Origin of the sequence: Algibacter lectus, assembly GCF_004368925.1 — a bacterium.
GTDB lineage: Bacteria > Bacteroidota > Bacteroidia > Flavobacteriales > Flavobacteriaceae > Algibacter > Algibacter lectus.
Genome location: NZ_SORL01000007.1, coordinates 1,591,637 through 1,605,362 on the forward strand (window position 1 = coordinate 1,591,637; position 13,726 = coordinate 1,605,362).

The following is a 13,726-nucleotide window of genomic DNA, read 5'->3' on the forward strand; positions in this document are numbered from 1 at the left end:
TATTATTTTGAAAGCAGAACTCTTATAAATTATAGTTCTTTGCCTATAAACTAAAGTTCTTTTTTGAAGATTAATTCGTACAGCAACTGGTATAAACAAAAAAGCCCGCTTATAGAAAAGCAGACTTTAGTATTTTATTTTTTGAGCATTTTACTTTTGAAAAGTAATCCGCTTATAAAAAGTGTGATTTTATAACACAATAAACTTTAATGCTTCACTGTTTTAGATTCGTAGAATTCGTAAAAGTAACTCCAACTAAATGTTTCTCCTGGCGTTACCTTAATATCGATATAAGTTTCCGGACATATGGTTCTTGCCGTTCCCCAAAGTCGGAATCTAGAAAGTGGTTGATCTCCAGTAATTTTAACGCCTGCTCCTGTTTTAGAATTATGTATACTAACATCAAAATTATCGACATTGTTATTCAAACCATTCAAGTGTTTAATAGCAATAGATTCATCGCCAATAATATCTCTTTTAAAAACTAAACGTTTGTCTTCAATTTCAAAAATATCACCTAAACCACGGCCAATCCCTGAAACTTCAACAGGAAAAATCATTTCGAAATCTTTACCAATTGTTTCATTATCGATCACCAAAAAATTATGATTGAAGCCGAAAGTTTTAATCTGATGTTTCCCTGTGTTTTTTAAAACATGAGAAATCACCATTTTTTGTTCATGTTCTATAAGCTTAATAATTTTGGTATATTGATATGAAACCTTGTCGGTGTTTAGAATATGAATAAATTCAACTTCGTTACCTTTAACTTTTATGCTGCGTTTTCCCGGATTTACAATCTCGTAATTTTTAAAATCACTATAATTTTCATTTGAAGTTTTTTTAAGCGCACCAACTCCAATTTTCACGAAACTTTCTCCAATTACGACATCATTATAATTTAAAGGCGCATAAGCCTCGACAGGCCCCATAATGGTGGCGAATGCTGGCGGATTATCAGCATCGAACCATTGGCCAAAATAAGTATGCCCATTAAATTCTAAGCTAGAAATAACGCCAGACCAATCAAACCGAGTGCCTTTGTAATAACCATTTTCAGCATCTGGTAAATACAAATTAGCTTTAATAATCCCGTTGCTAATTTCAACCTCTGGGTATTTTATATCCTGACTATTTCCATGGAAAACACCGAATAATATAGCAAAAAGAATATGAAGACCTTTCATTTTAAAATACCTCGTTTAATTTCTATCTTTTAAATATTTCTTTTATTCTGAATTATATATAGCCTAATTAGTCTCTCCTAAATGAGAAAGCATAAAACTGCTGCAACGCTCGGCAATACCTTCAAAAGACGGAGATATATTTTTACCAGACATGCTATGCCCAGCATTTTTAACAGCTAGCAATTGTACATCGGCATTTTTTTCTTTGGCAACTTCCATCATGTAAAGAGAGTTAATAATAGGAAGCGTAGTATCCTTTTCGCCGTGTACCAATAAAATAGGCAAACTGTTTTCATCTAAAAACTCAGTAGGACTCATCAAGCGTGCTAGCTCTGGTTTTTCTTCTAAAGTTCCACCCAATAAACGATTGAAAAGTTTACCATTTTCAAAAATAGAATTTGGTCTAATATCAGGATTTAGGCATGATGTAAACGGGAAAAAAGAAGTTACAAACTTATATTTTGGATGAATATCTGCCAAACTCGGGTCGCCAGGAAAAGGAGCATCGGGAGCTAAAGCTGTTACCAAACTTAAGTGTCCTCCGGCAGAACCACCCCAAATACCATATTGTTCTTTATCTAGTTTAAATGCATCAGCATTTTGTAAAAGAAATCTAGTAGCATCTTTACAATCTACTACAGACTCGTAAGATGTTACAGGTTTTCTTGCTAATCTATAATCTATGGTTGCACAAACCACACCGCTTGCTATAAGTGTTTTTAATGTTCCTAAAAAAGAATCTCTAAAAATATTTTCTTTTACACCACCAGCCCAACCACCGCCATGTACAAACACAACCCATGGGTTTTCTTTTTGAAGCACATCGGCATTTGGATAAAAAACATCCATAATTACTGGTTTTCCATCAACTGTTTTATAAACCACATCTTTTTTATAGTTCTCTCCTTCTACAAAACCGAAATCGGCTGGTACCTGAGCATGAAGCACAGATATACTTGAAAGAAAAAAAGTAAGCAGAATAGATATTTTTATTGATTTCATATAACTTGAATTAAAGTAAAAAAGTCTCAACTTTATTTATGTTGAGACTTTTGTAAATATTATGATTTTTGATTCCAAAGACGGTAAGGATCATCATTAGCAACCATTTGCTCTAGTAATAAAGCTTCCATTTCGGCTAATTTATCAGCATATTTTGGGTTTTCGGCTAAATCCGTTTCCATTTCACCTGCTTTATTATGCTCAGGTAAATATTCATTTGGGTTTTCAGCTAAGTTAAAAAGTTGAGTTTCTCTAACCTTACCATCCATTACATCGTACTTAATTAATTTCCAATCACCTTTTTTAACAGATCTCATACCTGGTTTTGTTCCTCCTGCATAAACACCGTACATCACGTCGCGAACCGTTTCCTTTTCTCCTTTAAAAACAGGTACCATACTTTTACCTTCTACAGTTTCTGGAGCAGTAATTCCTGCTAAATCGCATAAGGTTGGCAACACATCTAAAAGATACATATTTCCTTTTACACGTTTTCCTGAAGGAATCCCAGGGCCTTTAACTATAAATGGTACTCTCCAAGTATGCTCATATAAGTTTTGTTTTCCTTGTAAACCATGACGACCTATAGCCATACCGTGATCTGAAGTATAAACAATATAAGTATTATCTAGTTCGCCCATAGCTTCAAGCTTAGCTAAAACTTTCTCTAATTGATTATCTACATTCTCTGAACAAGCATATTCTCTACCTAATTCATTTCTAATCGTTCTTTCATCTCTATTTTTCCAAACACCACTTACACGTTCCTCATCTCTAAGTTGTGGATGTCCATGAAAAAATGGGTGTGCCGCTAAATAATTATCCTGAAGTTCTGGTTGCTTATCATTTGCAGCAGGTAATGAATTTTGATCTTTATGATTGGTTGCTCCATACTTTTCTAACAATTCCGGCGTACCATTTCGAGTATCATGTGGATGAGAAAACCCGAAATAGATAAAAAACGGATCTTCTTCTTTCGTAACTTCTCTATCTCCTAAATATTCTAGCACTTGCTTTGCATGCCAAGCACTTCCTGTTTCTTCTGTACCGCCACGTTTTGTTGCATCGTGAACCACAGTAAATTGTTTATTTGCTCCTGGATAAGAGTTTCCTTTTTTACAAGTTCTCATGGTTTTATAACCCGCACGATTAAAAACAGCTCCAATAGTTTGGTCGTCTATCTCGTTTGGATCGGTTTGCTTTTGAAATTCTGCACTTGGTGGTAAATGCCATAACGTTCTTCCAGACATAATCATGTGGCGCGATGGCGTACAAACAGCTCCATTCATAGACCCCATGTGGCGCGCTTGCTCTACAACAACACCTTGGCTAGCTAACTTACTAATGGTTGGCGTTTCTAAAATTGAATTTGGATCGTAGGTTTGCAAATCAAACGGCGATTGATCGTCTACCAATACAAATAGAAAATTTGGTCTTTTTGGAGCTTCTGCAACTTCCGCTTTGGTTTCTGCTTTGTCTTTACAACTTGTAAACGCTAGCACTAAAATTCCGGCTAAAAGAGTGTGTTTAAAAAATTTATGCATATTGATTATTGTTTGGTTTTTTAATTTTTGATATTTCTATTTAAATGATTATTCAGATATATTTTCTTTGTTTTTCAACTTAATGAAAATGCGGTTTATTTAGCTATTAATGTAAATATTTATTACAAAACCTCATCAATAATTCGAGCCACTTCTTCTCCTTGCTTATTAAAACCTAAAGCTTTATAATGCACATTTCCGGGTGCTTGCTCCCAAGCTTCGCGATGTGGTTGGGTAAAAGTGTACAAATCGTTAATTATAATATCCGGATGATTTGCTAAAACTTCTAAAGCTCCTTTATTGTATTTAATACTATCGCCTTTAAAGCGACCTTTTGCATTTTCGGGAACCGGTGTTGTGGTTGCAAAAATTAATTTTGCCTTCGGAAATTTCGTTTTTAGATATTGACAAATACCCTCTAAATTTTCTTTATATGTTTCAATAGACGACACTTGCTTACCATCTTTCTTATTTAGGTTTTTTCCTTTTAGGTATTTTAAATCGTGTAAACCCACATTGAAATGAATAACATCCCAATCAAATTTCCAGCCTTGCTCCAATCCTGGTTGAAACATACTTTGCTCCAATTTATCCATATTCGGGATAAACTGATCACTAGATCCTCCATTTTTAAACAAGCGATAAACATTAGCCTTTTCCCTTAAAAGCTTCATCACGGTTGATGAATACGCAATTGAAATAGAGTCGCCATAAATAAACACATTTGGCACTCTTTTTCTAGGATGAACATACACAAATGCATCCGTTTTATAGGCTTTACCTATTTTTCCACACAAGGCATCCCAAGTGAGTTTACAAATGGCTTCGTTTGTTTTTTTATAAGTATTTTTAGCAAAGGCCATTGGAGCTAAACCGATACCTAAAGCACCAAAACCTAAAATTTTTATAAACTTTTTACGTTGCATATTTTTAATGTTTCAAACTTAATTACTCCAAACTTTAATTCTATTTTCTCCTATTTTTAAATTCTGAAATGGGCCAACCAATGGTTGTTCCGTGGTTCGTTCGTTTCCAAAATAATCTTCATTAATGGTGAGTGCAGAGCCATCAGGATTTTCATAAGGTGTTTCCGATTGAAAAGCAGCACCTAAAATAGTAGTATTTACAAACTGTGTTTTAACATGTCTAAAACTAGCGTCTGCAGTAATATTTAAGTAATAACCATCGTCCGATTTAGTTAAACGAATAGCTGGATTTAAAGTTTTATTTTCAACAAGATTAGTTTCTATATTCGATGGTTTAGCTTTATTTAAATACAAATTAGCATCTATAAAAACGGGAAACTTCTGCGCATTATAGTTGTTTAAACTACCAGGTGATTTCCATTGATATGAAGCTGAAGGAAAATCGTTGTAAGCATCCAAACCATAATATTGACTCTTCTCTAACGACTCGTTATTGGCAGCAAAAATATTATTATAATAACGATCGTCACCAAGTATAACCGTCATCATCCCCAAAACTTCCGTAGAATGCGGAAAATGATAATGGGTAAACCTATTTGTTGCCGTTCTCATGTGTATATTTCCAGCAACTAAATTATTGACAAATGCGGTTCCTTGAGACGCATTAAGAATCCCTCTTTCGGAAAGTAAAATATTGTTATCGATTATCATAGGTCCATGATTCACTTCTACAAACAAATCTTGATCTTCATTATTAACTAAAAGATTACCCGATACCCGAGCACCTTGTGCTTGCCAATCTAACCAAATACCTCTGTGGTTATCGTGTATAAAATTATTTTTTATAAGAACATCAATAGCTGCGTGCAGTTTAATTCCGGCAATTTCCCATCCATCAAACTGTTTTTTCACATTTATATTATAAATATGATTGTTAGATATTTCACTAAAAACGCAACCAAGATGACCGATAATTCCGCCTTGTTCACAATCTTTTATGGTATTGTTTCTTATAACATGAGAACCAATTGTTTCCTTAGACCATCCCATTTGTAAAGCTTTAAAAACAACTTCGCGCTCGCGTTGGGTACCATGCTTCTTTTTATCGCGACGCCATGCATTTTGGCCAGAACCACGCTCCTTCCCTATCACTATTCCGGCGCATTTAGAGTCGGTGATGAGGTTGTTTTCGATAACCCAGCCTTTACTCCAATTTGGACCTATTAAACCTTGTTGTTCTGCTGTTGGTGGTGCCCATTGGGTTGCAGCGTGTGCCATTTTAAATCCACGAACAGTAATATAATTAATTCCTGTTTTCTTCGGAAAAAAGACAGTAGGCCTCACATTGATTTCTACTAACTCTTTATTAGGGTTTTTATCTTGAAAATTGGCGTATATCGTTGTCGTTTCATTATTTGTTTCACAATACCATTTGTATTTAGAACCTTCAACATCTATTGCTCTTTTTAAAGGATTTAAAGACGCTACTTTAGATAGACTATCAATTTCATACAAAGCCTTTCCATTTATGTAAACCTCGCCTAAATGATGATCTCTGCCGTAAGTTTTTGTTAACCAGTCGCCATAAAGAATTTCTTGATACGGATTAAAATCTCCGAAAAAAACATTATCAATCACGACTTTCCAAACAGAGCCTTTATATTTTTTCCAAGTATTAATAACTTCAGAACCTTTAATCCAAACCTCTTCGTTCTCGGCAGCCTTGTAAACAATTCGGTTTCTATCATTTCTTCCTCCATAAAAAGGATCTATGCGTTCTCGATAAACACCTTTGTGAACGATAATAACATCGCCTGGCTGAGCTAATTTGGCTGCTTTGGAAATGGTTTTAAACGGAGCGCTTTGGCTTCCTTCATTAAAATCGTTTCCTTCTTTTGATACGTGAAAATCTTTTGCTTGAACGATAAAAGAACAAACAAAAAGTAAGATTGTGAAAACGTTGACTTTTGCTCTCATTCTATTTATTTTTAGAATCAAATTCTATCATTATTTTATAAATAATTTTACAAGCCAACATCACGAACTTCAAATTTAAAAATTCACTTTATGCCTAATTAATTTAAGCTCATCCAAGTTAATTGCTCCCAATTTTCTGTAACATAAGGTTGAGGTAATCCTTCTGTTGATCGACCTGTTTTTATAATATCGGTAATTTTAGCTGTTAGCCTACTAACCACTTCTGATTCTTCAAAATAAAGATTTGTAGTTTCCCCAGGATCGTTTTCTATATCGTAAAGTTCAAACGGCGCTTCGCCTTCTTTTGGTTCTATAATCACAGGTTTTAAAGAACCACCAGAACCTCTAAGCATATTTAATTTCCATTTTCCTTCGCGAATAGCAAAATGCCCAGTGAATGAATGATGAATTACCGGTCTATCTGCTTTTTGTTTAACAGCGTCATCCTGCATCATTGGCCATAAGCTGTAACTATCTTCTCCTGCATTATCAGGTATTTTAGCTCCAACAATATCAGCAATAGTTGCTAAATAATCGGTTTGACAAACCGGATCGTTTACTTGACTTCCTGCTTTAATAGCATTTGGCCAACGCATTAAAAACGGTACTCGGTGTCCGCCTTCATAAACATCACGTTTTCCTCCTTTAAAATTCATACAACTATAATGTCCGTAAGTATCTCTTTGATAAGCGTAATTAGATTCCGCACCATTATCCGATGAAAAAATAACCAAAGTATTTTCATCTAAACCATTCGCTTTTAAAGCATCAAGCACTTGCCCGATACGATAATCTGTTTCTTCCATAAAATCGCCATAATTTCCGCAATTACTTTTTCCTTGAAAATCAGGATGTGTACAATGTGGTAAATGTGGACTTGTAAGTGGTAAATATAAAAAGAAAGGTTTTCCAGATTTAGATTCATCGGCAGCATTACCGATATATTCAACGGCTTTATCGGCAAAAGTTTTAAGAACCAATTCATCATTAAATGAAGGCGCTACCTCAACATAGCCTTTCGCTTGTTCTTCCTGATAAGGAGGCGTCATTCTATAAGTACGCGGCGTAACATCCAATTTCTTTTTTGTGTAAAGCGTTGGAGGATCAAGCACTCTATCGTTTTCTAAATAAGTTAATATACCATAATTCATAGAAGCAGGAATTCCGAAGAAATAATCGAAACCTTTTTCTATTGGACCATCTGTAAAAGGTTTAGACCAATCGCGACCACCCTTTTTCACATCACCTTCAAACTCCATTTGAAGGTGCCATTTACCAATCATGGCTGTACTATAACCTTGCTCACGAAGTAACGAAGCAATCGTCATTCTATCTTTTTCAATTAAACACGGACCATCTGCACGTAAAACGTTTTTCTTTAAACTTGTTCTCCAACTGTAACGCCCTGTTAACAAGCTGTATCTAGAAGGTGTACAAACCGCATCACTACTATGTCCATCGGTAAAAGTAACACCTTCGTTAACTAACTTATCCATATTTGGCGTTCTAAATTTCGCCTCTGAGTTAAGTGCACTTACATCTCCATAACCTTGATCGTCGGTGTAAATAATAACAATATTAGGTTTTGTTTCTTGTGTTACTTTTACTGCCTGTGCTTTATTTTGCTGGCCGCAAGAGACTAACAAGACAAGATTCAAACAGGCTACTAATCTTAATACTAATTTCATTTTGATATTTTAAAATTCCGCTAAAGAGCGTTTCTAATTTATTCTTTCAACATATACATAATATGCAGGGTGTACACGACCTAACTCATCTATAAGTTGTGCTTCCATATCGTATTTTCCCGCTGGAATCTTCCCTGTAAAGGTTACTTCATCCTGATCTGCTTTAATGTCTAAAGTTTTAGAAATATTAGCTACATATAAGAAAGCTTCTTTAAAATCTGATTTTTCTCCAGCTGGCGATGTTTTATCATATTCAATAGCCTTTTCTTGAGCTGGAAACGTCGCGTTGATAGCTAAGTTACTTTCTCTTGGAAACCTACGTAAACTGATTTTATAATCGCCATCTTCAACAAATTCAATTTTCCACTTACCACCAGCACGAGCTCCAGTAATAGCTCCATTTTGGTGCCAAGCTCCACTAAATTTCCCCACAATCATATCGTGAGCTGAAATTCTACTCGGGTTTTCTTTTGGAGAACCTACTTTAATGTAAGCATAACGCTCGTTAACTTCTTCGTCTACAAAAGATTGCCACCAAGTTTCGTACCCCACACCTAAACGTGCTGCCACTTCTGGGTGTGTAGAAATGATGTTATTTTGCTGACCTAAATCGTTGTTTATATTATACAGTTCTTTACCATCAACTAAACGCCAATCTTTGTCCATAACTGTATATTTTCTATACTTGATCAGATTTTGTTCTCTTTGGGTATCCATATATAAAATTCGGTTTTCCCAAGTATCATTCTTAGCCTCTAATAAAGGCGTTAAACTTTTACCATCTAGTTTTTTAACTGGATTAAAATCTAAACCTAATAAATCTACAAACGTTGGTAATAAATCGTAATGCGCTACTAACTCATCAATATCCTTACCGCCTGTCAATTTTCCATCTGGCCATCTAATGTAAAGTGGTACACGGTGTCCACCTTCATACTGGCTACCTTTACCGCCTTTTAAGCCTGCGTTGTAAACACTTCTACCTGCTGCCGTTCCATTATCTGTAGTAAAAATTACGATGGTATTATCGGAGATACCTAAATCGTCTAATTTATCTTCTAACTTTTTGAAATTGTCGTCAATATTGGTAATCATTCCATAAAAACGCAAGGTTCTCTCATTGATATCTTTATACTTTTTACCCTGATATAAATCGAAATAATCTTTTGGAAGATTATACGGTGAATGCGGTGCATTGGTAGAAATATAACAGAAAAAAGGTTTGTCTTTATTGGTTTCAATAAAATCTAAAGCACCATTGAAAAACACATCTGAGCAATATCCTTCGTACTTTTCCATTTTGCTATTGTGCCAGTACGTATCATCGAAATAATCGTTACCCCAATAATCTGGACCTTGACCTACACCTCCGCCACCATGACGAATAACTTCATGAAAACCTCTATCTTCAGGACGGTATGGATAATTATCACCTAAATGCCATTTTCCAAACATGGCATTAGTATAGCCGTTTTGAGCAAAAATTTGTGGTAAAGTCACTTCATCTTCAAAAAGAATAGAGCGCCCATTAATAGTATGAAACACATTAACACGATTACTATGGCGTCCCGTCATGATTGCTCCACGTGTTGGTGCACAGGTGGTTGACACGTGGTAATTTGTAAAACGAACCGCATCGGAATAAAACTTATCGATATTTGGTGTTTTAATAAACTTATTTCCTTCGCAAGCTAAATCTCCTTTTCCTTGATCGTCAGTGATTACAATTATAACATTTGGTTTTTGTTTCGATTGTGCCGAAAGCCCATCAAAACTCGAAAACATGGCAATTAAGACTAAAAATAGTAATGAAATTCTTTTTCTCATTATGGTAAAAGTTAGGTTATTAATTCCTAAAAGTAAAAATTTATAAAGTCCAACTTACATTTTTTCGACGAGCGTATAATATGCTCCCAATTCTTTTCCTGAATCTAAAGTAAACCAAGTTTGAAGCTGTGTTTCTCCAGCTTTAAGATTTACTGTGAATTCTACAAACTCTGCATTAGGATCTACAGTAACAGACTGCTCTTCATCTTGGATTTTAATTCTAGCATTTTTGATAGTTAACGCTTTACTTTTCACACTTTCTCTAACCGTTGTGCCTTCCAGAGTTGGACGCACCGGAGCCACGCCATTTAAAGGTAAACCTGTTTCTATTGGCCAACGACGTAATTTTAAGTTGTATGTTCCACTTTCAGCAACCTTTACTAACCAGTAGCCATTATCGATATAACCTTGTCTAATATGGCGTTGATGCCATGGACTTGCTGCCGCTGTAGTGTGCCAATCATGACCGTGTAACGTTGTTGGATTTTCATTTGGAGTACCTACAATAATATAAGGTTGATCGGCATAACTTGGAGAAATTTCTTTCCACCAAGCATCATACTCTGCTTTAAAAGCATCCATTTTTTCTGGAAACTGATCAGCAACGTTTGTACGTTGCTCAGGATCTTTGCTTAAATCGTAAAGTTCAGTACCATTAACAAGTCTCCAATCGCCTTTCATAAAAGCGGTTCTTCTCCAAGGTTCTGGTACTTCAGTACGTTGTGAATTCGTGATAACCGCACGATCTACAAATTCTTCATTATGCCCATCGATTAATGGCTTTAAACTTTTTCCGTCGAATTTTAAATCTCCTTTAACTTCTAAACCACATAAATCCACCAAAGTTGGTGCGATATCGTAATGTGCCGTAAGTTCGTTAATATCTTTTCCGGTAGTAATTCCACCATCTTTCCAGTGAATGAATAGTGGTACGCGGTGTCCACCTTCATACATACTCGCTTTAATACCACGCATACCAGCATTGAATCCTTTATCTGTAAAACCATCTAAACGATCGCCACCTTTTTCAATTTTTGCTCCTGCTGAAGTTCCGTTATCCGTAGAGAAAATTAAAATCGTGTTATCCATTAAATCGATTTCTTTTAAATACTCTACCAATTTCCCAATATTTTCATCGACATTAGAAATTAAACCATAAAAGGCTGCGTTCGGTATGTTTTCATTATTTTCATAAGGATCAGAATATTTCTTTTCTACAAAATATGGCGTGTGCGCTGCGTTGGTAGATAAATAGCAGAAGAATGGTTTATTATTCTTTTGATTTTCTGCCATATATTTTTTAGCGTTATCGAACCAAATATCGGTACAAAAACCTTCAAACTTCTTTAACTCACCATTGTGCTTGTAGGTATCATTGAAATAATCATTATCCCAATAATCCAAAGCTTGCTCAATACCGCCACCACTGTGTACTAAAACTTCTTCGAAGCCTTTGTCTTCCGGACGAAATGGGTAATTATCACCTAAGTGCCATTTTCCAAAAATTCCGGTTGCATAACCATTATCTTTAAAAACCTGAGCAATGGTTGTCTCTCTATCTAAAATTAACGAACGCCCGTTTACAGTATGCCAAACACCAGCTCTGTTAGAGTGATGCCCCGTCATTAAAGCAGCTCTTGTTGGCGCACAAGTTGGAGATACGTGGTATTGTGTAAAACGTGCACTTACATCGTAAAGATTATCGATGTTTGGTGTTTTAATTTCCTTGTTGCCAAGGCGTCCAATATCACCATAACCCTGATCGTCTACAACAAGTAAAATGACGTTTGGTTTTTCTTTCTTTACCTCAGTCTTTTTTTCTTCCGATTTACAAGACACCATAAATAAGGCGCATAAAATTACAGCAATAAGACCTCTACTTTTTTTCATAAGAATTAATTTATCTGAATAGATGTTTAGTATTTTGAATTGAAATATCCGCGCTTTAGAAAACGGACATTTAAGAGCATAAAAATATCACTTCCTTAGAAATATGGATATAAACTATCATTCAAATACTATAAATTATAGGCTTATATTGAAAAAACTTCGATGTTTAGAGGGATTAACTACTTTTTTTCTTCGGAAACAGGATAGGTTTTCACAAGATTAGCTGTTCCATAATCGGTTACTTTACCGCTACTTTTCACTTGATTTTCTTCGGATAAATGACCTAAAATAACCGGATAATTAGTACCATTTTTTATTGAAATATTTGTCGCACTATACGTTTTATTTCCAAAATGCTTCTTAAAATTTTCCTCATACCCTTTAGGTACATTTGGATAATCTGTAGTTAAAAACTGAAAGCGAGCAGGATAACCAACCACAATGGGTCTAAGTGTATTATCGATAGTTTCTGAAGGATTAGCTGCTGTTAATTTTATATTATGCCCATGCCCTTTTATAGCAGCAAACACATGATTTCCGACAGCGTGTGGAGCCGGTAAAACAGTTAAATCTATATTTTGATTTGATACTTTATCGAAATGCATGTAAAGTAACGGCCCGTAAGCAGCATTGCCTTTACAGTTAATCATTTCTCCTCCATTATTTAAAGAATAGCCTTCTACGACACAATCTAAAACCGTGCTATTTTTAACAATTACTTTCCCTTTAGCCATGTACAGTTTAATACCACCTCTGCATTTTTTAACCACACAATTCTCGACGGTTACAGCCCCTGGAATATTATAAGCGCGAATACCATCTTCCGTAAGGTTAAACATTACATCACGGGGAATAGGAAGTCCTTCCATTTCACCAAGTGGCATTTTGTAATTAAATCGTTTTGGTAAATCACCATCATTGGTTTCTGCGTAAGCATCGTTACTTGGGCGCACATCACCTTCAATGTAGGTGTTTTTAATTAGGGTTTTATCAGCGTTTTTCTGCATGTAAATAACATGTCCAAATGCTCTATGTTGAAATTCGCAATTATCAACCGTATTCCCCACGCCTGTAATTAACAAAGCGCAACGTTTGTCTAAACCGGTAGCATTACCTCTGCCAATACCGTACATATTGCCATAGCCATAAGGAAACGAACCTCTTACGGTTAGCTTTATGCCTTCCACAGTATTATTATTTCCTGAAACGCGAATATTTGCACCTCCTTTTAAGCCTTTCGCCAAAGTTTTTCGGTTTTGATTGTAGCTACCAAAATCGGTTACTTTCTCCATACCGTTTTGGTAAGTATCTTCGAAATCGCCACCTCTTAAAATATTATTAGAACCTGTAATATCGAAATGAGCATCTTTACATGTTCCGACAGGGAAATTGATATAAACCTCATTCAGTTCAATAATATTGTTAGAACCGGAACATGGGAAACCTCTAGATTCTGTTGGTAAATTGGTAATATTATATTTTCCTGGATTAAGAATAATGTGCTGATTACTTTCTTGAACTGCTTCCCGTAACCCTGATAAGCTAGACACTTTAATTTGATTTAACTGAAGTCCTTTTTCAACTGTTTTACTTTTGTTTTGGGCATAACTAAACTGCGCAACGACAAACATAAGTACTACTGCAATATTTATAAACTTAAGCTGCTTCATTTAAAAAGGTATCTT

Annotated in this window: 9 protein-coding genes; all 9 read right to left on the reverse strand. The window is 35.2% G+C overall.

Translation table 11 applies throughout. The annotated features are described in order from the left end of the window. Positions 1–206: 206 nt before the first annotated feature. The gene (locus tag DFQ06_RS07245; RefSeq protein WP_133966898.1) at positions 207–1,187 is read right to left on the reverse strand and encodes a hypothetical protein; all 981 of its coding nucleotides are present in this window, start codon (positions 1,185–1,187) and stop codon (positions 207–209) included. 63 nt (positions 1,188–1,250) lie between these two features. After that, positions 1,251–2,189, reverse strand: coding sequence for an alpha/beta hydrolase (locus DFQ06_RS07250; RefSeq protein ID WP_133966900.1), 939 nt, complete (start codon positions 2,187–2,189; stop codon positions 1,251–1,253). Between the two features lie 59 nt (positions 2,190–2,248). Continuing rightward, the gene (locus tag DFQ06_RS07255; RefSeq protein WP_133966902.1) at positions 2,249–3,733 is read right to left on the reverse strand and encodes a sulfatase family protein; all 1,485 of its coding nucleotides are present in this window, start codon (positions 3,731–3,733) and stop codon (positions 2,249–2,251) included. Between the two features lie 122 nt (positions 3,734–3,855). Further along, complete coding sequence (locus DFQ06_RS07260; RefSeq protein WP_074938042.1) at positions 3,856–4,659, reverse strand: SGNH/GDSL hydrolase family protein; 804 nt, start codon at positions 4,657–4,659, stop codon at positions 3,856–3,858. Positions 4,660–4,677: 18 nt separating this feature from the next. Next, a complete protein-coding gene (locus DFQ06_RS07265; protein WP_133966903.1) occupies positions 4,678–6,636 on the reverse strand; it encodes a DUF1565 domain-containing protein in 1,959 nt (652 codons plus the stop codon). 98 nt (positions 6,637–6,734) lie between these two features. Beyond that, positions 6,735–8,324, reverse strand: a complete 1,590-nt coding sequence (locus DFQ06_RS07270) for a sulfatase family protein (protein ID WP_133966905.1) — start codon at positions 8,322–8,324, stop codon at positions 6,735–6,737. A 33-nt stretch (positions 8,325–8,357) separates the two neighbouring features. Further along, positions 8,358–10,151 carry an arylsulfatase gene (locus tag DFQ06_RS07275; protein WP_133966907.1) on the reverse strand — a complete coding sequence of 598 codons (1,794 nt, stop codon included), beginning with the start codon at positions 10,149–10,151 and terminating at the stop codon, positions 8,358–8,360. 54 nt (positions 10,152–10,205) lie between these two features. Further along, the gene (locus DFQ06_RS07280) at positions 10,206–12,041 is read right to left on the reverse strand and encodes an arylsulfatase (RefSeq protein WP_133966909.1); all 1,836 of its coding nucleotides are present in this window, start codon (positions 12,039–12,041) and stop codon (positions 10,206–10,208) included. Between the two features lie 179 nt (positions 12,042–12,220). Further along, a complete protein-coding gene (locus DFQ06_RS07285; protein WP_206672764.1) occupies positions 12,221–13,711 on the reverse strand; it encodes a right-handed parallel beta-helix repeat-containing protein in 1,491 nt (496 codons plus the stop codon). Between the last annotated feature and the right edge of the window lie 15 nt (positions 13,712–13,726).